General features: G+C 70.6%; 24 protein-coding genes. 13 read left to right on the top strand and 11 right to left on the bottom strand.

All coding sequences use genetic code 11. The features are described from left to right. Positions 1-106 precede the first annotated feature (106 nt). Positions 107-610, top strand: coding sequence for a sigma factor-like helix-turn-helix DNA-binding protein (locus AB0M63_RS03170; RefSeq protein WP_366018179.1), 504 nt, complete (start codon positions 107-109; stop codon positions 608-610). A 25-nt stretch (positions 611-635) separates the two neighbouring features. Next, positions 636-884: a hypothetical protein gene (locus AB0M63_RS03165; RefSeq protein WP_355903377.1), complete on the top strand. Its 249-nt coding sequence runs from the start codon at positions 636-638 to the stop codon at positions 882-884. Positions 885-905: 21 nt separating this feature from the next. Here AB0M63_RS03165 and AB0M63_RS03160 read toward each other — a convergent pair whose 3' ends face one another. Further along, a complete protein-coding gene (locus AB0M63_RS03160) occupies positions 906-2060 on the bottom strand; it encodes a cystathionine gamma-synthase (RefSeq protein WP_355903374.1) in 1155 nt (384 codons plus the stop codon). A gap of 139 nt (positions 2061-2199) precedes the next feature. Here AB0M63_RS03160 and AB0M63_RS03155 point away from each other — a divergent pair, with 139 nt between their 5' ends. The 4 genes from AB0M63_RS03155 to AB0M63_RS03140 all read left to right on the top strand — a co-directional run bounded on the left by AB0M63_RS03155 (position 2200) and on the right by AB0M63_RS03140 (position 5584). After that, positions 2200-3318, top strand: coding sequence for a hypothetical protein (locus AB0M63_RS03155; RefSeq protein ID WP_355903371.1), 1119 nt, complete (start codon positions 2200-2202; stop codon positions 3316-3318). A gap of 91 nt (positions 3319-3409) precedes the next feature. Continuing rightward, positions 3410-4078: a peptide-methionine (S)-S-oxide reductase MsrA gene (msrA, locus tag AB0M63_RS03150; RefSeq protein WP_366018178.1), complete on the top strand. Its 669-nt coding sequence runs from the start codon at positions 3410-3412 to the stop codon at positions 4076-4078. Further along, positions 4071-4502, top strand: coding sequence for a hypothetical protein (locus AB0M63_RS03145; protein ID WP_366018177.1), 432 nt, complete (start codon positions 4071-4073; stop codon positions 4500-4502). The genes msrA (AB0M63_RS03150) and AB0M63_RS03145 overlap by 8 nt, the downstream gene beginning before the upstream one ends. Positions 4503-4663: 161 nt before the next feature. After that, positions 4664-5584 carry a DUF5829 family protein gene (locus AB0M63_RS03140; protein ID WP_355903362.1) on the top strand — a complete coding sequence of 307 codons (921 nt, stop codon included), beginning with the start codon at positions 4664-4666 and terminating at the stop codon, positions 5582-5584. Between the two features lie 174 nt (positions 5585-5758). Here the strand turns inward: AB0M63_RS03140 and AB0M63_RS03135 are convergent, their stop codons facing one another. Beyond that, the gene (locus tag AB0M63_RS03135; protein WP_355903359.1) at positions 5759-6535 is read right to left on the bottom strand and encodes a hypothetical protein; all 777 of its coding nucleotides are present in this window, start codon (positions 6533-6535) and stop codon (positions 5759-5761) included. Positions 6536-6618: 83 nt separating this feature from the next. Continuing rightward, entirely contained in the window at positions 6619-7158 is a 540-nt protein-coding gene (locus AB0M63_RS03130) for a hypothetical protein (protein ID WP_366018176.1), read from the bottom strand. Positions 7159-7252: 94 nt separating this feature from the next. Here AB0M63_RS03130 and AB0M63_RS03125 point away from each other — a divergent pair, with 94 nt between their 5' ends. Continuing rightward, positions 7253-7843, top strand: coding sequence for a hypothetical protein (locus tag AB0M63_RS03125; protein WP_366018526.1), 591 nt, complete (start codon positions 7253-7255; stop codon positions 7841-7843). 27 nt (positions 7844-7870) lie between these two features. On the opposite strand, the gene msrA (AB0M63_RS03120) is transcribed toward AB0M63_RS03125, so the two are convergent. Then, positions 7871-8383, bottom strand: coding sequence for a peptide-methionine (S)-S-oxide reductase MsrA (gene msrA / locus AB0M63_RS03120; RefSeq protein ID WP_355903353.1), 513 nt, complete (start codon positions 8381-8383; stop codon positions 7871-7873). 177 nt (positions 8384-8560) lie between these two features. On the opposite strand from msrA (AB0M63_RS03120), the gene AB0M63_RS03115 reads away from it, so the two are divergent. Then, positions 8561-9694, top strand: a complete 1134-nt coding sequence (locus tag AB0M63_RS03115; protein ID WP_366018174.1) for a serine hydrolase domain-containing protein — start codon at positions 8561-8563, stop codon at positions 9692-9694. 210 nt (positions 9695-9904) lie between these two features. Here AB0M63_RS03115 and AB0M63_RS03110 read toward each other — a convergent pair whose 3' ends face one another. Further along, positions 9905-11143, bottom strand: coding sequence for an FAD-dependent monooxygenase (locus AB0M63_RS03110; RefSeq protein WP_366018173.1), 1239 nt, complete (start codon positions 11141-11143; stop codon positions 9905-9907). 92 nt (positions 11144-11235) lie between these two features. After that, positions 11236-12327, bottom strand: a complete 1092-nt coding sequence (locus AB0M63_RS03105; RefSeq protein ID WP_355903344.1) for an aldo/keto reductase — start codon at positions 12325-12327, stop codon at positions 11236-11238. A gap of 124 nt (positions 12328-12451) precedes the next feature. On the opposite strand from AB0M63_RS03105, the gene AB0M63_RS03100 reads away from it, so the two are divergent. After that, positions 12452-13384 carry an AraC family transcriptional regulator gene (locus AB0M63_RS03100; protein ID WP_366018172.1) on the top strand — a complete coding sequence of 311 codons (933 nt, stop codon included), beginning with the start codon at positions 12452-12454 and terminating at the stop codon, positions 13382-13384. Between the two features lie 115 nt (positions 13385-13499). Here AB0M63_RS03100 and AB0M63_RS03095 read toward each other — a convergent pair whose 3' ends face one another. Then, positions 13500-14273, bottom strand: coding sequence for an NAD(P)H-binding protein (locus tag AB0M63_RS03095; protein WP_366018171.1), 774 nt, complete (start codon positions 14271-14273; stop codon positions 13500-13502). 235 nt (positions 14274-14508) lie between these two features. Between AB0M63_RS03095 and AB0M63_RS03090 the strand changes: the two genes are divergently transcribed. From AB0M63_RS03090 to AB0M63_RS03080, 3 genes are read left to right on the top strand one after another with little or no spacing between them, the layout of a single operon-like run. Next, positions 14509-15531, top strand: coding sequence for an iron-siderophore ABC transporter substrate-binding protein (locus tag AB0M63_RS03090; RefSeq protein ID WP_366018525.1), 1023 nt, complete (start codon positions 14509-14511; stop codon positions 15529-15531). 13 nt (positions 15532-15544) lie between these two features. Continuing rightward, positions 15545-16534 carry an iron ABC transporter permease gene (locus AB0M63_RS03085; RefSeq protein ID WP_366018170.1) on the top strand — a complete coding sequence of 330 codons (990 nt, stop codon included), beginning with the start codon at positions 15545-15547 and terminating at the stop codon, positions 16532-16534. After that, entirely contained in the window at positions 16531-17607 is a 1077-nt protein-coding gene (locus tag AB0M63_RS03080) for an iron ABC transporter permease (protein WP_366018168.1), read from the top strand. The genes AB0M63_RS03085 and AB0M63_RS03080 overlap by 4 nt, the downstream gene beginning before the upstream one ends. A gap of 27 nt (positions 17608-17634) precedes the next feature. On the opposite strand, the gene AB0M63_RS03075 is transcribed toward AB0M63_RS03080, so the two are convergent. Then, positions 17635-18675, bottom strand: a complete 1041-nt coding sequence (locus AB0M63_RS03075) for an NAD(P)-dependent alcohol dehydrogenase (protein WP_366018167.1) — start codon at positions 18673-18675, stop codon at positions 17635-17637. A gap of 171 nt (positions 18676-18846) precedes the next feature. Between AB0M63_RS03075 and AB0M63_RS03070 the strand changes: the two genes are divergently transcribed. Next, the gene (locus tag AB0M63_RS03070; RefSeq protein ID WP_355903326.1) at positions 18847-19779 is read left to right on the top strand and encodes a helix-turn-helix transcriptional regulator; all 933 of its coding nucleotides are present in this window, start codon (positions 18847-18849) and stop codon (positions 19777-19779) included. Here the strand turns inward: AB0M63_RS03070 and AB0M63_RS03065 are convergent. From AB0M63_RS03065 to AB0M63_RS03055, 3 genes are all read right to left on the bottom strand, one after another. Continuing rightward, positions 19769-20281: a hypothetical protein gene (locus tag AB0M63_RS03065; protein ID WP_366018166.1), complete on the bottom strand. Its 513-nt coding sequence runs from the start codon at positions 20279-20281 to the stop codon at positions 19769-19771. The genes AB0M63_RS03070 and AB0M63_RS03065 overlap by 11 nt on opposite strands. Positions 20282-20315: 34 nt before the next feature. After that, positions 20316-21086, bottom strand: coding sequence for an antibiotic biosynthesis monooxygenase (locus tag AB0M63_RS03060; RefSeq protein WP_366018165.1), 771 nt, complete (start codon positions 21084-21086; stop codon positions 20316-20318). Between the two features lie 83 nt (positions 21087-21169). Continuing rightward, positions 21170-24496 (bottom strand): S8 family serine peptidase, encoded by a 3327-nt coding sequence (locus tag AB0M63_RS03055; protein ID WP_366018524.1) that lies wholly within the window; start codon positions 24494-24496, stop codon positions 21170-21172. Positions 24497-24664: the final 168 nt, after the last annotated feature.

Below are 24664 nucleotides of genomic sequence, written 5' to 3'. Positions count from 1 at the left end.
ACGCGCGCGTGGCGGCGATGTGCGATTCCCGCCCTTCGTCCCGAACTCTTGACCTGGCGACAGACCTGGCCTCAGATGAAACCGGGTCGTTCAGGGGGGAGGCTCGGTGCGAGAACGGCAGGCGTCCCAAGGCGCCCGCCGGGCCCGGGAGTTCGAGGCGTTCGTCGCGGGCGCGGCAGGGCGGCTGCTGCATGCCGCCACGCTGCTCACCGCGGAGGCGCCGGACGACAACCCGCGCGCGCGACGCCTGTTGACGGTGTCCCTGGCCCACACGTACGCGTGCTGGGACCGGCTGCGCGGCGAGGACCCGTACGACCACGCCCGCCAGTACCTGGCCACCCGTTTCGCCCGCGCGGCCTGGCACCAGTACGGCGGTCTCGGCCGGGCGCGCCACCACTCCGGCGGCGCGCTGGGCGTCCTCGCGCCCCAGGAGCGGCTGATCGTCGTCCTCAGGCTGTACGAGGGGGTCGCCGAGGAGCAGGCCGCCGCGCTGCTGGGCCTCCCCACGGAACGGGTCCGGACGATCTGCGACCGCGCGACGGCCACCCTGCTGCATCCGTCGCGCGGTCCGCTGCCGAAGGTGGGCGGGGCCAAGGTGGCGCCCTCATGAGGCCGAGGAGCGGGGGTACGCGCGCGTGAACAGGCCCGAACGGGAGGCGGCCGTACGGCGGATCATGGAGCGGACTCCGCCGCAGGTGCCGCCCGAGCTGTACCCGGACATCGTGCGGCGCGGCGGCCGCATGCTGCGTCGCAGGAGGGCCGCCCGGCGGCTGATGTGGCTGCTGCTGTGGACGGCGGTCGTGGCGTTCACCGTGTGGGCGCTGATGGCCCATCCCTGGGTGGAGCCGCCGTCTGAGACGACTCCACCCCTGACGGGCTGGTAGCTGTGGGCTGTGGGCTGTGGGCTAGCCCAGTGCCTGCTGGAGGTCCTCCAGGAGGTCCTGCACGTTCTCGATGCCCACGGAGAGGCGTACGAGATCGGCGGGGACCTCCAGGGCGGAACCGGCGGCGGACGCGTGCGTCATCCGCCCGGGGTGCTCGATCAGCGACTCGACACCGCCCAGGGACTCGCCGAGCGTGAACACCTTGGCGCGGTTGCAGACCTCGACGGCCGCCTCCTCGCCGCCCTCGACCTGGAAGGAGACCATGCCGCCGAAGGCCCGCATCTGCTTGGCGGCGACCTCATGACCGGGGTGCTCCGGGAGCCCCGGGTAGAGAACGCGCGTCACGCGCGCGTGCCGGGTGAGCATGTCGGCGACCTTGGTGGCGTTCTCGCTGTGCCGGTCCATGCGCACCGACAGCGTCTTGGCGCCGCGCAGCACCAGCCAGGAGTCGAAGGGCCCGGCGACCGCGCCCATCGCGTTCTGGTGGTACGCCAACTCGTCGCCGAGCGTCTCGTCGGCGGTGACCAGCGCGCCGCCGACGACGTCCGAGTGACCGCCCATGTACTTCGTGAGGGAGTGCACGACGACGTCCGCCCCGAGGGCGAGCGGCTGCTGGAGGTACGGCGTGGCGAAGGTGTTGTCCACTACGAGCTTCGCGCCCGCGTCCCGCGCGATCTGCGCGACGACGGCGATGTCGGTGATGCCGAGCAGCGGGTTGGAGGGGGTCTCCACCCAGACGACCTTGGTCTTCGGGGTGATGGCCGCGCGGACCGCCGCCGGGTCGCTGGTGTCGGCGACCGACCACTCCACGCCCCACCGGGAGACGACCTTCGCGAACAGCCGGAACGTGCCGCCGTACGCGTCGTTCGGGATGACGACATGGTCGCCGGGGCTGAGCAGCGTACGCAACAGGCAGTCCTCGGCCGCCAGTCCGGACGCGAACGCGAGGCCGCGGCGACCGCCCTCGAGGGCGGCGAGGTTCTCTTCCAGGGCGGTCCTGGTGGGATTGGCGCTACGGCTGTACTCGTAGCCCCCGCGCAGGCCGCCGACGCCGTCCTGCTTGTAGGTCGAGACCTGGTAGATCGGCGGGACCACCGCGCCGGTGAGGGGATCGGCGGTGTTGCCGGCGTGGATCGCGAGAGTCTCGAAGTGCTGACTGATGTGCCTGTCGCTCATGGGGCCGAGCGTAGTGCGCTCGCGGGGCGGACGACGATCCCGAGGTTTTCCACAGGTGCGCGGGAACGGCGGCGATGGTTTTCCACAGGGCGGCGGACCGGGTTGGCCAATTGTCGGACCCGTCTGGTTCGCTTGAGGCATGGAGATTCTCTGGGTCCTGATGGCGCTGGTCATGATGGGCTTCGTGCTGATCCCGTTCCTGCGGCGCAGGCGCGGGATGATCGAGCAGGTCCTGCCCGGCCACCCGGACGCCGCGGACCCGGCGACCTACGGCTTCGTGCGCGAGGAGGAGCTGGACATCCGCATGCCCGGCCCCGACCAGGATCTGCTGGACGTCCTCGACCTGGTGCAGCGCACCCAGGACTACCACGCGGCGGCGCAGTTGCTGGCCGGCACCGAGATCACGGGCGAGCTGCGCTGGCAGCGCGTGCAGGCCTTCGCGGGCGCCGCGTCGCTGGAGCTGCAGCAGCGGCCCGGCGGGGTGAGCGAGATGCCGGGCGGGCAGTGGCTGCGGGTGTGGCGGGCCGAGAACCCGAAGGACGCGGGCGGCGCGGCCGTGCACGCGGAGTTCCTGGTGCAGCAGGCGTGGCGTACGTCGACGCGGGGGACGGACGAGTTCCGGATCATCATGGAGGAGGCGCGGACCGCGTGCGGTGAGGCTGCGCTCCTCTCCCCCGGTGACCCGGTCCCGTACATCGTCGAGCTGTCGGTGGCCCGCGGACTGACGTACACGCAGCCGGAGTTCGAGCGACTGTGGCTGACGGTCCTGGACCGCGCACCGGCCCACATGGGGGCGCACCTGGCCGCCCTGCACTACTGGTGCGAGAAGTGGCACGGTTCGCGCGAGCTGGCGAACTCCTTCGCGGAGGCGGCCGCCGCGCGGGCTCCCCAGGGCTCCCTCCTCGCCGCGATGCCCCTCTTCGCGGTCTTCGAGCACCTCCCCGAGGTGAACCTGGTCAGCAGCTTCTACCGGAGCGAGGTCGTGGAGAAGGCGATCCACGGCGCGCTCTTCGCCGTGCACGCGGCCCGCCCCGACGATCCGATGCTGGCGCACGTCCGCCATCTGCTGGTCTTCTTCCTGGTCCGCGCGGAGCGCTGGTCCGAGGCGATGAACCAGCTCATACACATCGACGGCCACGTCGGAGCCCTGCCGTGGACCCTGTCCCCCGACCCGGCGGCGGAGTTCGCGGTCTACCGCGCCCTCGCGGTGGCGGGCTACGAGGCGAACGGCGGAAGCCCGGCGAGCCTGCCGCACTGAGCGCCGGGGCGGCAGCACGGCGGACCGGAATTCTCGAAGCCCCCCGCCCGTTCCCACTCCGGACCCACCCTGAGGCCCGTTGGGAGACCGCATGTTCCTGCACAGCCGTACGCCCCGACTGCCGACCGCCGAGCAGGCCCTGCGGGGCCGCCCGGAGCCGGTGTTCACGGTCCCCGACCGCCACACCGTCCTCGGCACCCCACTCCTCGGCCCCTACCCCGGGCATCTGGAGATCGCCGACTTCGGCATGGGCTGCTTCTGGGGCGCCGAGCGCACGTTCTGGCGAGTCCCGGTGGGCGTGTGGACGACGCTGGTCGGCTACCAGGGCGGCTACACCGAGAACCCGCACTACGAGGAGGTCTGCTCGGGCCTGACCGGCCACACGGAGGCGGTCCGCGTGGTCTACGACCCGAAGCTGATCTCGTACGAGACGCTCCTCAAGACCTTCTGGGAGTCCCACAACCCGACCCAGGGCTTCCGCCAGGGCAACGACGTGGGCACCCAGTACCGCTCGGCGATCCACCCCCACACCCCGGCCCAGACAGCCACGGCAGAAGCCTCCCGCACGGCCTACCAACGGGTCCTCACGCGCTCTGGCTTCGGCACGATCACCACGGAGATCCTGCCGGCGGAGGGGCGGGTGTTCTATCCGGCGGAGGGGTACCACCAGCAGTACCTCGACAAGAATCCGGCGGGGTACTGCGGGATCGGGGGGACGGGGGTTTCCTGTCCGGTCGGGGTGGTCACGACGCATGGGTGAGCCTCTCCCGCCTGTCTCCGCGTTCGGTGATCGCCGCATCGGTGAGTTCAGCTTCAGGGAACACCTGGAGTTGATCCGGAAGCGGCCCGGCATGTACGGCCTGGACGGTTCGTACGGCGACTACGTCACGTACCTCCACGGCTACGATGCGGGCACTCGCGACAGCGCGCTGCTCGGTTTCCGGGAGTGGCTACTCCTCAAACTGGGCGACCGCAGCAACTTCGTGTGGTCCCGCCTCGTGACGCAACTGGCGCTGCCGGAGACGACTCCTGGCCGGGGCTACAAGGACCTGGACGAGAAGCAGAACAGCGTGGCCGTCGAGGCCCTGTTCCAGCTTCTCGGAGAATTCCTCCATGACCGTGACCTGGAGCGAGACGGATTGCGAAGCATCTTCCGCGACTACGCGCTCCGTTTTCGCGAGTGATCCCTGAGCCGCGAGACCCCGGCGGCTCACCCGTCGGGCACCTTGAGGCCATCTCTCCCCAAGGCCAAGTGTCAAGCATTTCGGCCCCGTTCGAATAAGAACGGCAGCCGCGTCCTCCCCGCCCTACGATCGCGCACATGCTGATTCGTCGGACATTACGGATGATCATCGTGTTCGCTGTGGCTCTCGCCGGAGCGATCGGGGGTGGGGTGGCGACGGCGCAGGCCGACGGGGGGCGGTCGTCGGTGGAGCGGCAGTTGTTGTTCTACAACCACTCCTACGGGGTCCTCGACCGGGAGACCGCCGACGCCATCGAACACTCCGCCTATCTGCGGGAGTTCGCCAACTTCCAGGTCCGCACCACGACCGGTACCGGCGGGCAGACCTGGACCGGCCGCTATCTGATGGGCCGCGAGACCTACCTGGAGCTGTTCGGAGTCGGTGACCTCGCCGGCCAGGACGGCACTCTCGGCTCCGCCGGGCTGGGGCTTTCGACCGAGCGGGACGGGGACCTGGCGACGGTCACCGAGCGGCTGAAGGACGAAGGGGTCGCCGACCCCATCGAGTTCCTCCAGACCCGGGACTTCGGTGACGGGGTGCCCGTGCCGTGGTTCGACGCCATCCTCACCGCCAGTGAGTACGACGCGTTCGGGGCCTGGGCGATGGAGTACCGGCCGGAGTACTTCGCCGATCCGCGCGGCAACACCGAGCCGGCGAGTTTCCCCGGTGACGTCGGCCGGGAGCGCTACCTCTCCGACGACTACCGGACCCACCTGATGCGTGACGTGACCTCGGTCCGCATCGCGGTGACCGAGGGGGACCTCGCCGACACCGTTCCGCTGCTGCGGGCCGGCGGGTTCACCGTCCGGACCCTGACGGGCGGTGGCGTCGTCGCGGAAGGCGGCGGCACCACGATCCGGCTCGACTCCGTCCCGCGCGACCAAGCGGGGTACCAGCAGGTCGACATGTCGCTCAACCACCCCGTGAAGTACCGGCACGTGGAACAGATCGGCAACTCGACCCTGACCGTCGGGCCCGGCAGCCGTGCCGTGTGGACGTTCGCCGGGGACGGCACCCCGTAGCGGGAAGAGTGTCACCTGGACGTGGTCGACCGGGCCGACGGCCATCAGCGCCCGGTTCGGCGCCATGCTGCCGTGCGAGCGCAACGGCACCTCGGAGTCCTCCTTGAACGTTCCCCGGAACGGCCTGCCGGCCACCATTCCCACGGGAACACCGGTCTCATGCCTGAGCCGTGGTCAGAAGAGCGGGTCGTCCATGCAGCCGCCGACATGGCTGCCGCCACAGGCGTGTTGGGCGCGCGCGGCGATGTCTTCGGCGGTTTCCAGGTGGTTGGTGTCGTGGCCCCAGGTCTTGAGTGCGTCCAGGGTGCGGCTGCGGTTGTAGCGGTTTGTGCTGGTCGCCAGGAGATGACGGGCGTGGCGCCCGAGTCCTTCCCGGTGGCGGGTGACCTCGGGATGCTCGGTCAGGGGGAAGGCGGCAACGACGGCGGCTTCGCGTACGGCCGTGTCGTCGTGGCCCAGGAAGGGGGCCACGGCACGGTAGAACGTGGGGCGCCGGTCCCGGAAGGCGCGCATGTCCGGGTAGTTGTCGAGATGGCCGCCGCCGAAGTGACGCTCACCGATGGCGACACACGCGTCATCGGCGTCGTAGGCGAGCGATCCGAGCCAGTCCAACAGCGCCGCTCGTACCGGATAGTCCCTTTCCCGCTTCCTTCGCAGGTCGGGCTCGAACGTCGTGGTGGCGGGATGGTCAAGGACGGCCGCCACGTACAGGGCCACGGGGAGGGTGGCTCCGTAGAAACTGTTCTGGTGGCATACCGGCTCCAACTCCTTGATGGCGTTGGCCTGAACCACCGGGTCGGCGTCGAGAAGTCGAGACAGCACGGCCGGCAGGAACGCGCCGTCCCCTCTCGCCGTACCGAGTGAGGCCCAGTCCGTGTCGGCCAACAGCGCCTGATGGCAGGGGAATCCATCGAAGGTGGAGCCGTCGGTCTGCTGGTTCCCACGGGTCACCGTGCAAGGCTACGTCGCTCTCGTCATGAGCGGTGACGGGCCGGCTCGCCAGGTCGCGGGGGCGGCGCCGTGCGTGCGGTCGGTCAGTCGAATGCCACGACGAGGCGGACGCCGTCATCACCGAAGCGGCCTGCGAGAGCCTTCATCACGGCGAAGACATGGGGCCAGTGCGTTTCCGGCCCCAGGACGGTGCCTGCGGTCAGCGGTTCGTAGGCGCACATCAGGTCGTCGGTGGTCCACTCCACGCCTTGACGCGGTGTCGACGGCAGCGATTTCGTGCGCCAGGTCAGCCCGCCGGTGAACTGTGCGGGCGCGGTCGGATCCATCGCAGCGAGTTCCGCCCAACTGACCCAGGTGGCGCCGGACAGACCGCCCGTTTCGACCGAGGACGCCAACTGCGAACGCATCCCACTCGACAGATCGACGGGGAGGCCGCGGTCCGGAGCGAGCGGTTGGAAGCCCGCGTGGTTGCGCACTCCGAAGAGACAGCCGAAGGCGGCGTAGTCCGTCTCGTCGTACAGCGGCCAGAGGTCCATGGCCGCTACCCACGGCTCACCGTCGTAGTAGTCGCTGTCGGATCCGGGGTGGCGAAACTCGATGCCGCCGTGGATGTCCGTACTCACGATGCGGCACCGTAACAGCGCGGGCCCGGACAGGCACCCGCAACCGAAGAGGATCAAGGAGGTGGCTCCGGTGGAGCGACCAGGGCGTGAACCGGTGTTCTCCGCGTACCAACAGGCCATGCGGGAACGGCTCCTCGCCGCCCCGGTGGTGCCCGCGCCCGAGCCCTGGCGGCCCGTCTTCGAGTACGAGTACGGCGTTCCTGTCGGTGGACTTCTCGGGATCGGCTTCGCCACGCATCCCGACAGCGGCCACGAGCTGGTGATGGTCGTCTCGGGCGACGGTCACGGCCTCTTCGACGCCGTGACCGGGGAGAAGGTGGCCCGGGACCGCGACCCGGACCCGGATGAGCACACTCCTGACGCGTCCACCGACCTGTCGTGCCCCGGGTTGGGTCCGATCGCCGGCGGCAGGGTGCGCATAGCCGGGGTCTTCGGCGGCGGGCTTCACACCGTCACCGCGGACGGCTGGATCCTGGAGGTCGTTGCCCCGGCCTGGCCCAATCATCGCGTCCTGGTGTCCCGGGACGGGGGGTTGCCCCACTCCGGTCCGCATCGAGAGGGGTGGTGGCACATCTTCCACGCCGGCTACTCCGAGTTCCGAGCCGCTGGTTTCTCCCCCTCCGGCCAGACCATCGCCGTTGCCACAAGCAGCGATCTGTCCCTGTGGACGCGCAGGCGGGCGTGAACCCGCCTGCTCCTCGTCGGCGTCGACTCAGCCCTCCGCCCGAGCGGGCAAGCGCCACCCCGGCCGGGGGAAGTGGCAGGTGTAGCCGTCCGGGTAGCGCTGCAGGTAGTCCTGGTGCTCGGGCTCGGCCTCCCAGAAGGGGCCGACCGGCTCCACCTCGGTGACGACCTTGCCGGGCCACAGGCCGGAGGCGTCCACGTCCGCGATCGTGTCCTCGGCTACGCGCTTCTGCTCGTCGTCCACGTAGTAGATCGCCGAGCGGTAGCTGAGGCCCATGTCGTTGCCCTGGCGGTTCTTGGTGCTCGGGTCGTGGATCTGGAAGAAGAACTCCAGGAGCGCGCGGTAGTCGGTCTTCTCGGGGTCGTAGAGGATCTCGATGGCCTCCGCGTGCGTGCCGTGGTTGCGGTACGTCGCGTTCGGGACGTCACCCCCGGTGTAACCGACCCGGGTCGCCGTCACACCCGGCAGTCGGCGGATCAGCTCCTCCATCCCCCAGAAGCATCCGCCCGCCAGCACGGCCCTCTGCGTCTGCGCAGCCATCGCGACCCTCCAATTTCTGTCAGCCCGGTCACTCGGACCGGCGTTCCGTACCCACCCCCCACAACGTACGAGGGTCCCGAGCGATTCCGCGCCCGGCCGACCACTCACCGGTCACAAGTCACGGGTCACGGGTCAGCGCGAAAAACCCGGTTGCCCGGCGCCGCCCGATGCGGGCTAATGCCACACATGGCTGACACGGCTGGAACCACTGGCATTCAGGGCTCCTACGACGGTCTCTTCACCGCCGTCCCCGACGCACTCGCCGCCACCCTCGCCGGCGGGGACGCGGGCGGCTCCGTCGCAGTCTTCGTGGACGGTGAGCCCGTGGTGGACGTGTGGGGTGGGTTCCTCGATGCGGAGCGGACGGTTCCGTGGGAACGGGACACGATCGTCAACGTCTTCTCCGTCACCAAGACGATGACCGCGTTGTGCGCGCTGATCCTGGCCGACCGCGGCGAGCTGGACGTGGACGCGCCGGTCGCCCGGTACTGGCCGGAGTTCGCCGCCGCGGGCAAGGACGGGGTGCTGGTGCGGCACCTGCTGTCGCACACCGCGGGGCTGCCCGACTGGTTCGGCAGTGTCGAGGAGATCTACGACTGGTCCGCCGCCACGGCCCGGCTTGCCGGACAGGCTCCGGAGTGGGAGCCGGGCAGCGCGGCCGGTTACCACTCGCTCACCCAGGGATTCCTGGTGGGCGAGGTCCTACGACGGATCACGGGCCGGAGTGTGGGTGAGTACTTCGCCGCCGAGGTGGCCGGACCGCTGAGCGCGGACTTCCACATCGGGCTGGCCGCCGAGCACGACCACCGCGTGGGGCTCACGATCCCGCCGCCCGGCAAGGACGAGGACTACACCGCGAGCGCGCCCGGCGCCGATGCGAGCGCGTCCGGCGCGACCGCGCTCCGGGTCCGTGACGGCAACAGCGTGGCCTGGCGGCGCGCCCAGATCCCCGCGGCGAGCGGCTTCGGCAACGCCCGTTCCGTCGCCCGGGTGCAGTCGGTGATGGCGGGCGGCGGTACGACGGCCGGGGTGCGGCTGCTGTCGGAGGCCGGCTGTGAGCGTGCGTGGGTGGAGCAGTTCAGCGGCGAGGACCGGCGGCTGGGGATGTCCGTGCGCTGGGGCCTCGGCTACGGGCTCTTCGGCAGCAGCTACGGGTGGGGTGGCTGGGGCGGCGCGCTGGTCATGGTCGAGCCCGCGGCCCGGATGGCGGTGGCGTACGTACCGAACCAGATGCGCGAGCCCGCGGTGGACACCCGGGGGATGGAGATCGTCATGTCCGTCTACGACGGGCTGACGGGCCTGCGCGCCTGACCTCGGCAGTCAGTCACCGGGTGTCCATCGCCCACGTCTCCGTGCGGAACACGGCCACGGCGTCACGCGCCCGGGCCTCGGGGCCATCCGGCAGATGGACGTCCTCACCCGCCCAGCCGGAACCGGCCTACGCGCCTCAACACACCGAGCACTCACGGGACACTCCCCGCCCAGCCAGAACCGGCCTACGCACCCGAACACAGCCAGCGCTCACGGGACGACGTCCGCCGCCCACCCAGTCGCGAACGGCGCGAACCTGTTCCCGGCCGCATGCGCCACCATCCGGGCATCACGCGCCCGAGCCTCGGGTCCGTCCGGCAGGTGGAAGTCCTCGCCCGCCCGGGCTGAGCTGGTCTGCGCGCCGGTGGCGGTCGTGAGGCGTCGGGTCACGTATCGGTCGAGGGCGTCCGGGACTTCGGACGGTGGCGTGTTCGCGAGGGCGTCGCCCAGGGTGGCCGCGTCCATGATGGCCTGGGCGGCGCCCTGGGCCGCGAAGGGGACCATGGCGTGGGCGCTGTCGCCCAGCAGGGTCACCCGTCCGAGGTTCCAACGGGGCAGCGGGGCGCGAGTGTAGAGGCCGTAGCGGAAGACGCGTCCGGCGCGGTCGAGGACGCTGAGCACGCGGGGGTCCCAGCCGGTGAACTCGGCGGTCTGCTCGCCGGGTTCGGCGCGGGCGGTCCAGGACTCCTGGGCCGTCTCGGTCTCCGTCTCCGTGCTGAACACGGCTACTACGTTGAGGAGTTCGCCGCGGCGCACCCAGTAGTGGACGAAGTGGCGGCCTGGTCCGAGCCAGACGCCGAACGGGGGCAGGTCCAGGTCGGTCACCTCGGTGGCCGGGAGCAGGGCCCGGTAGGCGGCGGTGCCGGAGAACACCGCCTCGTCGGCGCCGAAGAGCCACTGCCGGGCCTCGGAGCGGATGCCGTCGGCTGCCACCACCAGGTCCGCCGTCAGACGCTCGCCGCCCGCGATCATCACGGAGGCGGAGTCTTCGTCCTGGTCGATGCCCACGACGACGGTGTTCAGACGCACCGAGCCCGGTGGCGCCGTGGCAGCCAGGGCCCGGTGCAGGTCGGCCCGGTGGACCTGGAGGTAGGGCGCCCCGAACTCCTCCTCGACCTCGCGGCCCAGCGCGTACCGGCAGATCTCGGCGCCGTCGGACCAGGTGCGGTAGCTCACGTGGGAGGGACGGGCGGCCCGCGCGGCGACCGTGTCGAGGAGACCGAGCCGGCGCAGCGCGCGGGTGGCGTTGGGCGCGAGCTGTATCCCCGCGCCGGTCTCGGCGAACCGTGTCGCCTGCTCGACGACCGTGACCTCACGACCGGCCCGGCGCAGACTCAGCGCGGCGGCGAGCCCTCCGATACCCGCGCCCACCACGATCGCCGTACCTGTCGCCGTGCCGGTCGCCGTGCCTGTCGCTGCCGCTGTCGCCCTTGCCTCTGCGTCTCGCATAGCTCGACTCCGGTGCGACGGATTCGTACGTCAGGGTCGCCGCCAGCGTATCGAGGCGAACTCCCATGCCGTACGGGGCGATTCAGCCCCGGTCAGTAGCGCGCGGGGTACTCCAGCAGCGGCGGATACACCGCGCTCGGTACGCCGTCCACCGTCGCGCCCGCGTACTTGAGCATGCTGCCGACCCGCTGGTTGAGGTCGTAGGGGAAGTTGAGCGTGGGGGCGGACACCTCGTCCAGAGTGGCCGTCTGGGCCGGGGTGAGGTGGAGGTCCAGGGCGGTGAGGTTGGCCTCCAGGTGGGCCAGGGTGCGCGGGCCGATGAGGGTCGAGGTGACGCCGGGGCGGGACTGGACCCAGGACAGGGCCGCGGCAGCGGAGGTCGTGCCCGCGTCCGCGGCGACCTCGGCGAGGGCGTCGATCACCTTGAACTGGGCGGCGGTTGGGGCACCGAGGATCGCGGCACGCTTGCTGTCGGCGGGAGTTGAGTCGGACCGGGTGTAACGCCCGGACAGGTAACCGCTCTTGAGCGGGCCCCACGGCAGTAGGCCCATCCCGGCGTCCTGGGCCAGCGGGATCAACTCGCCCTCGATGGTGCGCTCCAGGAGGGAGTACTCCATCTGGAGCGCGGTGACCGGTGTCCAGTCGCGCAGCAACGCCATGGTGTGTGCCTTGGCGGTGAACCAGGCGGGTGTGTCGGAGAAGCCGACGTATCGGATCTTGCCCGCCGTCACCAGGTCGTCCAGGGTGCGCAGGGTCTCCTCGATCGGCGTCGAACGGTCGTGGTTGTGCAGCCAGTACAGGTCGATGTAGTCGGTACGGAGGCGGCGCAGCGAGTCCTCCAACTGGCCGACGATCGCCTTGCGGCTCGCGCCGCCGCCGTTGGGATCGCCGAGGTGGAGGTTGCCGTAGAACTTGGTGGCGAGGACGACCCGGTCACGCAGGCCGGGGTGGGCGGTGAAGTAGTCGCCGAGGATCGCCTCCGAGTGGCCGTTCGTGTAGAAGTTCGCGGTGTCGACGAAGTTGCCGCCGCGTTCGAGGTAGGTCGCCAGGATCTTCTCGGACTCCTCGACGTCACAGCCGAAGCCGCCGTCCTCGCCGAAGTTCATCGCCCCGAGGCAGAAGGGGCTCACCTTGAGGCCGGAACGGCCGAGACCGACGTACGAGTCGAGTGTGTCGTGTGCCATGAAAATGCTCCCATGGAGAGTGGGCGGGGAACCGACTCCTCGATGACACCACTGTGAGCAGGCATGTTGTTAGGGCGATAGCATCAGGCTCTTGCACGATCCTGCCGATTCGAGGAGGCGCACCGTGGACGACTCGGACGCGCGGCTGCGCGAGCTGCGGGCCCTGATCGAGCGGCACGCCTCCCGCCCCCACGCTGTCGGCGGCCTGCTGCTGTCCCGCGCGGACCGGCCCGAGGCGCCGAGCGCGAGCCTCGCCCGCCCCGTGCTGGCGATCGTCGCGCAGGGCTCGAAGCGACTGACCGTGGGCGACCGGGTGCACGACTACGGCGCCGGTCAGTATCTGGTCGTGTCGGTGGACCTGCCGGTCGCCGGGCACTACACGCGGGCCACGCCCGAGGAACCGTTCCTCGCCTGCGGGCTCGCCCTCGAACCCGCGAAGATCGCCTCGCTGCTGCTCGACGCCGGAACCGAACCGCTCGCCCTCCCCCGCCGTTCGGCCCCGCACGGTCTCGCCGTGTGCGACGCGCCCTTCGAACTCCTCGACGCGGCCGTCCGGTTGCTACGGCTGCTCGACCGTCCCGGCGACGCCCGGATGCTCGCGCCACTGATCGAGAAGGAGATCCTGTGGCGGCTGATCACCGGTGAACAGGGTGCGCTCGTACGGCAGATCGGGCTCGCCGACAGTCAACTCACCCATATCGGCAGGGCCATTCGCTGGATCCGCGACCACCACACGGAGACCCTGCGCATCGAGGACCTGGCCCGGCTGGCCGGGATGAGCGCCTCCCCCTTCCACCGCCACTTCCGCGCGGTCACCGCGCTGACCCCGATCCAGTACCAGAAGCGGATCCGGTTGCAGGAGGCCCGGTTGCTGCTGATGAGCGGCGCGGAGGACGTCGCCGGCGTCGGCTTCGCGGTCGGTTACGACAGTGCGTCGCAGTTCAGCCGCGAATACCGGCGCCACTTCGGCAGACCGCCGGGGCAGGACGCGGTACGGCTGCGGGGCGCGGCGCGGTTCGAGCCGACGGGCGCGGACGCGGACGCGGGCCGCCTGTGACCTCCGTCCATCACAACTCCGTCCACCACGCCTCTGTCCACCACACCTCCACTCAGGACATTCCAGCCCACCACACCTCCGCTCAGGACATCCCCGCCCACCACGCCTCCGTCCGCTACGCGACCACGTCCTCCCGCTCCGCCAGAAAGTCCTCCCACCCCACCTTGCCGACCTCCGCGCCCTCCACCGCCAGGTTCTCCCCCGCGCGGTAGGCCCGCCCCGCCTTGCCGGGGATGCGCACCGGCAGCGTCGGCCGCCGCCGCCTGCCGCGCAGCTTCAGGTACGGAGCCGTCAGCGCCGCGATGTCGTAGAGGCCGGGTCCGGCCAGGTCGGGCACCCGGCCCGCCGGGGTGCCGAGGGCCAACTCGACCAGCCTGGCGGCCACTTCACGCGAGTCGACCGGCTGGATGCGGAGGCCGCCGGGGACCGGGAGGACCGGGAGCTTCGCCATCTTCTCGACCATCGTGAGCGTCAGCTCGTGGAACTGGGCCGCGCGCAGGATCGTCCACGGGATGCCCGAGTCGGCGATCGCCCGCTCCGAGTCGAGCTTGGTGCGCAGCCAGGCCAGCGGGACCCGGTCCGCGCCGATGACCGAGATGTAGACGAGGTGACGGACGTCGGCCTCCGCCGCGGCACGCACCAGATTGCGGGTCGCCACGTCGTCGCCCTTCTGGCCGCCCGCGAGATGCAGCACGATCTCCGTGCCGGCGACCGCCGCCGCCACGCCCTCGCCCTTCAGCAGGTCGCCGGTGACGTACTCGACGCCGTCCGCCGCTGGTCGCGCCTGCCGGCTCAGCACCCGTACCTCATGGCCGGCCGCGCGCAGCAGCGGTACGACATGACGGCCCAGGGTGCCCGTGCCGCCGGTGACCAGGATCGGTGAGGTCATGACCCAACTCCCTCCACAGGGCCCGGAATCCCCCGGGCCGTCCGCGCCGCCCCGTGAGGCGGCTTCACCGGTATGACTCCGGGCGGCGGAAAAGTGTGACGACGGGAGTCGACCCCCTCCACATCCCCCGCGCTCAACCCCCTCCACACGCAAGCTAAGGTAAGCCTTACCTGGCCAGTGATCGGAGAGACAGACAGTGACAGTGCGCGCGTTCAAGAGGAAGGCGGTCACGGCGATGGCCGCCGTGGCCGTCGTCGGGGGGCTGCTGGCCGGGTGCTCGTCGTCCACCGCCGACAACGATGCCGAGCGGACGGCCGACGGACAGCAGAACAAGGTGCTCGGCGCCTCGGAGGGCCCGTCCGCCGCCCCGAGCACGCTCGCAACCGGTATGGGCGCGGACACCGACACCGACGGGACCTTCCCCCGTACCGTCACGCACTTCGAGGGCACGACGACGATCAAGGCGAAGCCCACGAGGATCGCCGTGCTGAGCACCGGGCAGCTCGACGACCTGCTCTCCCTCGGCACCGTCCCGGCGGTCACCACCCGCGCCGACAACGCCGGACTCGTCCCCGACTACCTCGCGGACGCCTTCCCGACCGACAAGTCGAGGCTCGCCGCGATGACGGACGCGGGCACGCGCCAGGCGCCCAACCTGGAGACGCTGGCCGCCGCCAAGCCCGACCTGATCCTCGCCAACGACTCGCTCGGCGACCTCTATCCCAAGCTGTCGAAGATCGCGCCGACCGTCATCACGGCGGGCAACGGCATCAACTGGAAGCGCGATCTGCTGCTCGTCGGCGACGCGATCGGCAAGTGGCAGCAGGCGCAGAAACTGCTCGACGGCATCGTCGAGGACGCGCACGAGAAGGGCGAGGCGCTGTCGAAGACCTCCGTGTCGATGCTGCGCTTCACACCCGGCAGGACGCGGATGTTCGGTGTCTCGTCGTTCACCGGTTCGATCGCCGTCGACATGGGGCTCGACCGGCCCAAGTCGCAGCAGTTCACGGCGATTTCGGAGGACATCGGCGCGGAGAGCATCGACAAGGCGGACGGTGACTGGATCTTCTACTCGGTGCAGGGCGACGCCGGCAGGACCGACGCGGCGAGCACGCTGGCCGGACCGCTGTGGAAGTCGATGAAGGCGGTGAAGGCCGGGCACGCGGTGAAGGTCGACGACGACCCCTGGTACCTCAACGCGGGCCCGACGGCCGCCGGCCTCGTCGTCCTCCAACTCGCCGAGGACATCAGCAAGTAGTGAGCGAAGAGCAGTGAATGTGAAGCGCCTCGCCTGGCCGGCGGCCACCCTCGCGGTGGCCGCCGCCGTGCTGCTCAGTCTCGCGGTCGGCACCCGGCCGGTCCCGCCGTCCGCGGTGCTCGACGCGCTGCTGTACGGCGGGAGTTCACCGGACGCCCTGGTCGTACGGTCGCTGCGGCTGCCCCGTACCGAGATCGGGCTGACGGCGGGCGCGGCGCTCGGCGTGGCCGGCGCGGCACTTCAGGCCGTCACCCGCAACCCGCTCGCCGACCCGGGCATCCTCGGCCTGAGCCAGGGCGCGGCGGCCGGTGTCGTCCTCGCCATCGCGACGGGGCTCGCGAGCGGTTTCGAGGGGTACGTCTGGTACGCCTTCGCCGGCGCTGTCCTCGCCGCCTGTCTGGTCTACGGCATCGCCGCGCGCGGTCGCGGCGGGGCGTCGCCGGTGAAACTGGCCCTCGCCGGTACGGCGTTGTCGGCGATGACCGCGGGCGGTACGACCGTTGTGCTGACGTCGAGTTCGGCGACGCTGGACCAGTTCCGGTTCTGGCAGGTCGGCTCACTGAGCGGGCGGGACGCCGACACCGTCGTACGGATGCTGCCGTTTCTGGCGGCGGGCGCGTTGCTGGTGCTCGCCTGTGCGCGCGGGCTGGACGCGCTGGCGCTCGGGGACGAGACGGCGCGGGCGCTCGGGCATCGGGTGGGGGTCGTGCGGGTGTGTGCGGCGCTCGGGGCGACCCTGCTGGTGGCGTCCGCGGTGGCCGCCGCCGGGCCGATCGCCTTCGTCGGTCTCGCCGTCCCGCATCTGGCCCGGCGCCTCACCTCCGGCGGCCACCGCGCGCTGCTCCCGCTGTCCGCGCTCCTCGGCGCGGCGCTGCTGGTCGCGGCGGATGTGGCGGGGCGGGTGGTGCGGGCACCGGCGGAGGTGCCGGCCGGGGTGATGACGGCGTTGGTGGGGGTGCCGGTCCTGGTGGTGCTGGTGCGGCGGAAGGCGACCGCCGTATGAAAGCGACGGCCGAACGGGACGGAGCGCGCGGGGACTTCCGGCCCGCCGGTGTCACGGTCCTGCGCCCCCGTCCCGCCATCTCCCTTCTCCTGCACCGGCGTTCGGCCGTCATCGCCGTAACTCTCGTACTGCTGCTGGCTGTTGCCATGACCGCCGCCGCCTGTCTCGGCCAGACCTACATCTCGCCCGGCGAGGTGTGGCAGACCCTCCGCACCGGTTCGGGACCGTACGACCTCGTCGTCATGGAGTTGCGGGTGCCGCGGATCGTGCTGGGGGCGCTGGTCGGGGTGGCGCTCGGGCTGGCGGGGGCGCTGGTGCAGACGGTCACCCGTAATCCGCTGGCCAGTCCGGATGTGATCGGGGTGGGGCACGGCGCCGCCGCCGCGACCGTGCTGGCGCTGTCCACCGGGTTCGTCGCCTCGCCCGGTGCGATGCCCCTCGTCTCCGTCCTGGGCGGACTCGCGGCTGCCGCGCTCGTGTACGTACTGGCGTGGCGGCATGGGATGCAGCCAAGTCGGTTCGTGCTGACGGGGGTTGGGATCGGGGTCGCGCTGTCGGCCGTGGTCCAGCTCTATCTCACGGACAGCGAGCTGGAGGCCGCCGAGCAGGTCAAGCTGTGGCTGACCGGTTCGCTGAACGGGCGGGGCTGGGAGCAGGCGGGCCCCCTGGCCGTCGTACTCCTGCTGTGTCTGCCGGCGCTGGTGTGGGCGAGCCGTGCCGTACGCCCCCTCGGGCTGGACGGCGACACGGCCGCGTCGCTGGGGGTGCGGGTGGACCGTACGCGACTCGCACTCACCCTGCTCGGCGTGGTGCTGGCCGCCACGGCGACCGGGGCGGCCGGGCCGATCGGGTTCGTCGCCCTGACCGCCCCGCAGTTGGCCCGTCGGCTCACCCGCACACCCCAACTGCCGTTGCTCTGCTCGGCGTTGACGGGTGCGGTGATCCTGGTGACGGCCGACCTGGCGGCCCGGACGATCCTGCCCCCACTGGAGGTCCCGGTCGGCGCGCTCACCTCGCTGGTCGGCGGGCCGTATCTGCTGTGGCTGCTGGGGCGGAGCCGGGCCGAACGCTGAGGGACCGGCACCACCTCCCGACAGCGCTCAGATGGTGGCGGTGTCGATCACGAACCGGTAGCGGACGTCGCTCGACAGCACCCGCTCGTAAGCCTCGTTGATCTGGTCGGCGGAGATCAGCTCGATCTCGGCGCCGAAGCCGTGCTCGGCGCAGAAGTCCAGCATCTCCTGGGTCTCCCGGATGCCGCCGATGCCGGAACCGGCCAGGGTCTTGCGGCCGCCGATCACGGAGAACAGGTTGAGGGAGACGGGCTCCTCGGGGGCGCCCACGTTGACCAGCGCGCCGTCCGTCTTCAGCAGCGAGAGGTACGCGCCGAGGTCGAGCGGGGCCGACACCGTGGAGATGATCAGGTCGAGGGAGCCCTTCAGCTCCTCGAAGGTCTTCGGGTCGCTGGTCGCGTAGTAGTGGTCGGCGCCCAGCTTCAGGCCGTCCTCCTGCTTGCGCAGGGACTGCGAGAGGACGGTGACCTCCGCGCCGAGCGCGTGCGCGATCTTGACGCCCATGTGGCCGAGGCCGCCCATGCCGATGATCGCGACCTTCTTGCCGGGGCCGGCGTTCCAGTGCTTCAGCGGCGAGTAGGTGGTGATGCCCGCGCAGAGCAGGGGCGCGGCCACGTCGAGGGAGATGCCCTCGGGGATGCCGACGACGTAGTTCTCGTCGACGACGATCTTCTCGGAGTAGCCGCCGTAGGTGGGCTCGCCGTCCTTGCCGACGCCGTTGTACGTGGGGACGCCGCCGCCGGTGCAGTACTGCTCCAGGCCGGCCTTGCAGTTGTCGCACTCGCGGCAGGAGTCGACCAGGCAGCCGACGCCCACCCGGTCGCCGACCTGGAACTTGGTAACTCCGGGGCCGACCTCGGAGACGATGCCGGCGATCTCGTGGCCCGGCACCATCGGGAAGATGGCCTCGCCCCAGCCCTCGCGGGCCTGGTGGATGTCCGAGTGGCAGATACCGGCGAACTTCACGTCGATCAGGACGTCGAACTCGCGGACGGCCCGGCGCTCGATGGTGGTGCGCTCCAGGGGAGCCTTGGCGGCGGGGGCGGCGTACGCAGCGACTGTGGTCATGCCGGAACACTCTCCTAGGGGGATGTGCGCCCGGCTGCCTTCCGGCCGGGCACGGTCACGAGCCTGCCCGAATGTCCTACGGCCACCCAGACCACGCTTCTGCGTACGTTCGCTGTGCCTACCACCAGCGAGGACAGGCTCGTGTGCGTGCGACCGGGAATACTGGGCCGTATGGACGAACAGCCCGCATCCGCCACGGAGCCCCCGAACCCCGGCCGGCCCCTGGACCGGCGTGCCGAGCTGAGCGAGTTCCTGCGCACCCGGCGGGCCCGGCTGAAGCCGCAGGACGTCGGTCTGCCGGACTTCGGGCGGCACCGCAGGGTGCCCGGGCTGCGGCGCGAGGAGCTGGCGCAGCTCGCCGGGGTGTCGGTGGCGTACTACACCCGCCTGGAGCAGGGCAACGGTCGGAACGTGTCGGCGGAGGTCCTCGACGCGATCGCCCGCGCGCTGCGGCTGACGGACGCCGAGTCCGCGCATCTGACCCACCTGGCGAAGCCGAAGCAGCACAAGAAGAAACAGTCGGCGCCCACCCAGCACGTGCGGGTCGCGCTACGGCAGCTCATCGACACGATCGACTCGGTCCCGGCGTATGTCACGGGCCGTCGCTGCGACATCCTCGTCTGGAACCGGATGGCGGCGGCGGTCTTCGGCGACTGGTCGGAGCTGCAGCCGGAGGAGCGGAACTGGTCGCGGCTGGTGTTCCTGCGGCCCGAGTACCGGGACCTGTTCGTGGACTGGGACCAGAAGGCCAGCGACATCGTCAGCTACCTCCGCATGGACGCGGGCTGCCACCCGGACGACCCGCGGCTGGCCGCCCTGGTCGGCGAACTCTCCCTGAAGAGCGAGGAGTTCAGGCGCCTGTGGGCCATACACGACGTCAAGGAGAAGAACCACGGCGTCAAGCGTCTGCGCCACCCGCTGGTGGGCGACCTGACCCTGCACTTCGAGGGCTTCCGCCTGGCCGACGACTCCGAGCAGTCCCTGATCACCTACCACGCGGAACCCGGCTCCCCGTCCGCCGACGCCCTGCGCCTGCTGGCGAGTTGGGGCGCGGACGCGACCCGCGCGGGGGCGTCGGCCGACCGTCCCGGGCTCACTCCGTGACCCCGAGGTCCGCCCGCATCAGCCGCCGCATCGCGGCCAGCCGGGGCTCGGCTTCTTTGAGGTCAAGCAGGAGTTGTTCGGCGTTCTCGCCGTCCCGGGGCAGACCCCGGTCGAGCCGTTTCACGGCGGCGTCCACGTCCGCGAGGATCTCGTTGACCGCGCGGGAGGCGTCCAGGACACGTTCGGGTACGACCATCTGCGCCTCGGCGTAGCGGTCGCGGTAGTCGCGGCGCGCCTCTTCCACCTGGTCGCGTTCCAGTTCGGTGTAGACGCCGTCGCGGACGCGGTGCAGGGCGTCCTTGAGGAGCGTGTGGAACTGCCGCGAGGAACGGTTCATGGCCGTGTAGGCGTCCCGCCGCTCCTCGAACACCCGCCTGCGCTCGGCGAGTTGGGTCTCCTCCGTGCGCTGCCGGGCGGTGAGGCGCTGGCTGAGGACGGGCGCGAAGAGCGTGCCGAGCACGCCGACGACGGCGGTGATCATGGCGGTCACGGCGGCGGTCATGCGGTGACCCTATGGCACCCCCGGTACGGCGACGTCACCCCTGATACGGCGGCATCGATCCCCAGCTCCACCGAGGTACCGGCTGCTCCGCAGGCGGCTGCGCGTCCGGACCGGAGAAGTACACGGCCAGCCGTGTCCCCCACTCCACGTACGCGACGAACGCCGACCGGAACTCGGCGTCCGTCGGCAGGCCCGCGGCGTCCGCCGCGTCCTGGACGAGATTGACCCAACGGCGGCGCTGGGGCTCGGTGATGTGCTTGCCGACGTGCTTGGCGACCATGTGGCCGTGGCCGCCCTGGGTCTCGGAATAGGCCGCCGGACCGCCGAAGACCTCCGCCAGCCAGAGGGCGACGTGCGCTGCGTGCGCGGGCGCCAGGTCGGCGAAGAGGGGGGCGAGGAGGTCGTCCTTGAGCACCTTGTCGTAGAAGACCTCGGTCAGCCGCGAGAAGGCGTCGCCGCCGCCCGCCCAGTCGTACAGGGTGGGGACCGCGGACCCGTCACCGCGCACGTCGGTCGGCCGGTAGTGGCGCATCTCCTCGATGTCCTCCACGTACGGGCCGATCTCGGCGAGGAACGGCGGGAACTGCTCCGACCTGCGGAAACCCTCCAGATGTGCCTCGGTCGACGTCCACGTGATGCGGAGCACGAAGTGCTCGGGGTCCTCCTCGCAGCGGGTCAGTTCGTACGCCACGCACTGCGGGGCCGCGGCCAGGTGACGCGCGGCACGGGTGTAGGCGGCCAGGAACTCCGCCGACCGCTGCTCGGGGATGCGGTACCGGATGTACTCCACGGTCTGGGTTGTCATGGAGGCACGGAAACACGAACGGCCCGCCGGAAGCTGCACTTCCGGCGGGCCGTTCGCTGTCGGCCTACTCAGGTACTAGCGGTTCACTTGGCGTAGTACGCGTTGTAGATCGAGATGGTCGACTTGTTGCCCTTCTTGTCGGCGATCTTCGCGTGGAAGGAGATCGCCTGGCCCTTGGCCGGGTTGGTGACGGTGATCTTGCCGTTGACCACGGGGATCTTCTTCCAGGTCTGGCCGTAGTCGTACGACACCCACACGCCCAGGGACTGGAGGTTGCGGCCGGCTGCCGCGCCCTCGACGGTGACCGGGAAGGTCATCTTCTTGCCGGCCGCGACGCGGCTGTCCAGGCCCGTGACCGCGTTGAAGCGGGCCGTGGAGACCGGGAGTTTGGCGATGGTGGAACCGCTCGGCTTCTTCGAGGAGAACGTCCAGCTCGCGTCGATCCGGGTGGAGGCGGCGGCGACCTTGACGCTGCGGATGACCGAAGTGGTCAGCTTGTACGAGGCGTTGGCGGCCGGGACCTTGAAGGACTGCTCGCCGAACAGCGGGTCCTTGTTGGAGCCGACCTTGGTGCCGTTGCGGTACAGGGTCGTGTTCACCGAGGTGAACAGCGACGAGCCGGGGTTCTTCTGGGCGTCGGCGAACAGCGGCAGCATCCCGGTGATCTCGTTGCCGCTGCGGAACACCCCGTAGTCGGCGTCGAGATGCGGCCCGAAGACCGCGGTGTTGAAGGTCCGGGAGTAGGTCTGGCCGCCCTTGAAGTTCTGCAGGCCGCTCAGCGAGTAGTAGGCCTCCGCGATCGGGAAGCCGTCCGCGTCGAGCCCCCCGTCCTGCTCGAAGTCCAGCTCCCACTGCACCCCGTTGACGGTGGAGACGTGCAGGGTGCGGGTGCCGGGCAGTTTCTGCTGGATGCCGATGGCGCTGCCGCCTGACCCTTCGGGCAGATAGCCGAAGGCGCTGACCGATCCGGTCTTGCCGCTCGACGCGGCGCCCAAGTGGGTCTTCACCGTGGCGAGTTCACTCGCCTTGTAGTGCTTGGTGTAGCCGGTGGCGAGCTGCTTGACCTTGGCGGTGGTCGTGGTGTCGTACTGCTCGTCGGCACCCTTGGTGAAGTGCGCGTCCCACTGCTCGGACAGCGAACCGTCCGTGATCTGCGGACCGAGGTGCGCGGTACGGAAGTTGTCGTACGTGTCCAGGAGCCAGCCGAAGGAGGCGCCGCCCCCGTCGGGTGTCTCGACCGTGTAGGCCGGTGCCGCGAAGACCGACTTGACGCCGGTGTCCGGGACCGTGATGTCGACCGGCTTGGCGGTGCGGGCGTCGATCGTGACCGTGGTGTTCTTGCTGATGTCCAGCTTGGGCCGGGCGATCCAGTCGGCGCCCTTGGTGGGGTCGTCCGGGTTCACGAAGATCCCGGCGTCGAGGATGTAACCGCCCTTGGGGACACGGACCTTGACCGTGCCCGAGGCGTCGTAGGGGCTGAAGGAGCCGCCGGCGCCGAGGCCCGACATGCCCACCACCGAGGCGGAGTAGTACGTCGCCGGGGTGCCGTCACGATTGACGAACTTCAGCGTGAGGTCGTACGACTGCACCTCGCGCACCACGGCCGCGGCCGTACGGACGCTCTGTCCGCCGCCCGTCGCCGTCACGTACGCGGAGTAGGCGCCGTCGAGCGTGCCACCGAGCTTGGTGTTGACGGTCAGGCCGACCGAGGCTGTGCCGCCGGCCGGGACGGTCACCGAGGACTTGGCGAGCTTGAAGAAGCCCGAAGGAGCCGCCTGGCCCTTGGGGTTGGTGGCGGCCGCGGTGAGCTTGAGGGTGACGGCCGTGGTGCCGAGGTTGCGGTAGGTGAGCTGCTTGGTGACCGGGGTGTCGTCGGTGTGCGGCCACTGCTGGATGCCGAAGCTCTCCGAGACCGGGTCGGCGATCACGCTCTGCTTGATGGCCTTGTCGACAGCGATCCGGCCCGAACCCTGTTGGAACGGCGTGTAGTTGCCGCCCTTCGCGGATCCGGTGAGGGCGCCCTTCAGCTCGGCGTACCCCCAGTCGGGGTGCTCCTGCTTGAGGATCGCGGCGGCACCGGCGACATGCGGGGTCGCCATCGACGTACCCGAAATGGTCAGGTAGCCGGGCGGGTTCTCGCCGACCTCCTGGTCGATGACGCTGCCCGGCGCGGCGGCCGCCGTGATGTCCACACCCGGCGCGGTGACGTCCGGCTTGATGGCGCCGTCGCCGACACGCGGGCCGGTGGAGGAGAAGTCGGCGAGCTTGTCGGCGCCGTCGACCGCGCCGACGGTGATCGCCGCGTCGGCGCTGCCGGGCGAACCGATCGACTGCGGGCCCTCGTTACCGGCGGCGATCGCGAACAGGATCCCCTTCTCGGTGGAGAGCTTGTTGACCTCCGCCTCCAACGGGTCGATCTCCGGGGTGTCCTGGCCGCCGAGGCTCAGGTTGACGATGTCGGCGCCCTGTTGGGCCGCCCACTCCATGCCCGCGAGGATGCCGGAGTCGTCACCGGAACCGCTGTCGTCGAGGACCTTGCCGTTGAGGATCTTCGCGCCGGGAGCGACTCCCTTGTACTTGCCGCCCGACTTCGCGCCGGTGCCGGCCGCGATGGAGGCGACATGCGTGCCGTGCCCGAAGTGGTCGTTGGCGTCGGCGGCGGTGGAGAAGTTCTTGGACTCCACGACCTGTGTCTTCAGGTCGGGGTGGTCGGCGTCGACTCCCGTGTCCAGTACGGCGATCTTGACGCCCTTGCCGGTGTAGCCGGCCGCCCATGCCTTCGGGGCGCCGATCTGCGGCACGGACTTGTCGAGGCTGGCCCTGCGGACGCCGTCGAGCCAGACGTGCGCGATACCGGAGGCCGTACGGTCGCCGTTGGTGACGGCGTCCCACAGCTCGGGCGTGTCCTTCTGCGGGGTCTGGACGGCGTCGGCGTTCAGGGTCTTCAAAGACCGGCGGAGCCTGCCCGCGTCCCGGACGTCGGCCTTGGTGGCGGTGGCGGCGCCCTGGTAGCCGACGATGACCTTGAGGCCGGACTTCTGGGAGGCCCGCTCCGCGGACTTGTTGAGTTCGGTGACGTCGAAGAGCCGCTGGTCGAGCTTGCCGGAGGCGACCAGCCGGGCCGCGTCGGCGGGTATGACGAGGGTGTGCCCGTCGAGCCGACGCACCTGAACAGGTATGTGTTGACGGCCCTTTGCGGGTTGCAGGCCCACGACCCGACCCTTGGCGTCGACGGCGACCCGGTCGCCGGTGATCAGGGTGATGTGGTGGTCACCCGCCAGCCGCGCCCGCGCGGCACCGGCCGCACCGGACGCGCGCTGCTCGGGCTTCGCCGACGCCGGGCTGGTCATGCCCGCGGCGAGGGCGACGGTGGCGGCCACCGCGACGGTGGCCGCGCACGCTCTTTTCACTTGTCTGCGCAAGGCTCCCCCTGGAGCTGAGGTACCGGGCGAATTCCCCGTTCACCCGACCAGGGGAAAGCCCGCACACCTGTGCGCACACCCCCCGGAACACGCAGTATGCCGAGGGGTGATCAGCCACTCAAGAGATGAGAGGGGGGTAAGAAAGCACATCCGCGG

The organism is Streptomyces sp. NPDC051576 (assembly GCF_040681835.1).
GTDB lineage: Bacteria > Actinomycetota > Actinomycetes > Streptomycetales > Streptomycetaceae > Streptomyces.
This window is presented reverse-complemented; position numbering and strand designations above follow the sequence as displayed.

Bases quoted from the DNA above. Each gene is read 5' to 3' on its own strand.
- AB0M63_RS03060 (WP_366018165.1), bottom strand. From the start codon at position 21,086: ATGACAACCCAGACCGTGGAGTACATCCGGTACCGCATCCCCGAGCAG.
- msrA (WP_366018178.1), top strand. From the start codon at position 3,410: ATGTTCCTGCACAGCCGTACGCCCCGACTGCCGACCGCCGAGCAGGCC.
- AB0M63_RS03140 (WP_355903362.1), top strand. From the start codon at position 4,664: ATGATCATCGTGTTCGCTGTGGCTCTCGCCGGAGCGATCGGGGGTGGG.
- AB0M63_RS03115 (WP_366018174.1), top strand. From the start codon at position 8,561: ATGCCACACATGGCTGACACGGCTGGAACCACTGGCATTCAGGGCTCC.
- AB0M63_RS03110 (WP_366018173.1), bottom strand. From the start codon at position 11,143: ATGCGAGACGCAGAGGCAAGGGCGACAGCGGCAGCGACAGGCACGGCG.
- AB0M63_RS03070 (WP_355903326.1), top strand. From the start codon at position 18,847: ATGGACGAACAGCCCGCATCCGCCACGGAGCCCCCGAACCCCGGCCGG.
- msrA (WP_355903353.1), bottom strand. From the start codon at position 8,383: ATGGCTGCGCAGACGCAGAGGGCCGTGCTGGCGGGCGGATGCTTCTGG.
- AB0M63_RS03155 (WP_355903371.1), top strand. From the start codon at position 2,200: ATGGAGATTCTCTGGGTCCTGATGGCGCTGGTCATGATGGGCTTCGTG.
- AB0M63_RS03080 (WP_366018168.1), top strand. From the start codon at position 16,531: ATGAAAGCGACGGCCGAACGGGACGGAGCGCGCGGGGACTTCCGGCCC.
- AB0M63_RS03095 (WP_366018171.1), bottom strand. From the start codon at position 14,273: ATGACCTCACCGATCCTGGTCACCGGCGGCACGGGCACCCTGGGCCGT.
- AB0M63_RS03065 (WP_366018166.1), bottom strand. From the start codon at position 20,281: ATGACCGCCGCCGTGACCGCCATGATCACCGCCGTCGTCGGCGTGCTC.
- AB0M63_RS03145 (WP_366018177.1), top strand. From the start codon at position 4,071: ATGGGTGAGCCTCTCCCGCCTGTCTCCGCGTTCGGTGATCGCCGCATC.
- AB0M63_RS03105 (WP_355903344.1), bottom strand. From the start codon at position 12,327: ATGGCACACGACACACTCGACTCGTACGTCGGTCTCGGCCGTTCCGGC.
- AB0M63_RS03090 (WP_366018525.1), top strand. From the start codon at position 14,509: ATGGCCGCCGTGGCCGTCGTCGGGGGGCTGCTGGCCGGGTGCTCGTCG.
- AB0M63_RS03160 (WP_355903374.1), bottom strand. From the start codon at position 2,060: ATGAGCGACAGGCACATCAGTCAGCACTTCGAGACTCTCGCGATCCAC.
- AB0M63_RS03075 (WP_366018167.1), bottom strand. From the start codon at position 18,675: ATGACCACAGTCGCTGCGTACGCCGCCCCCGCCGCCAAGGCTCCCCTG.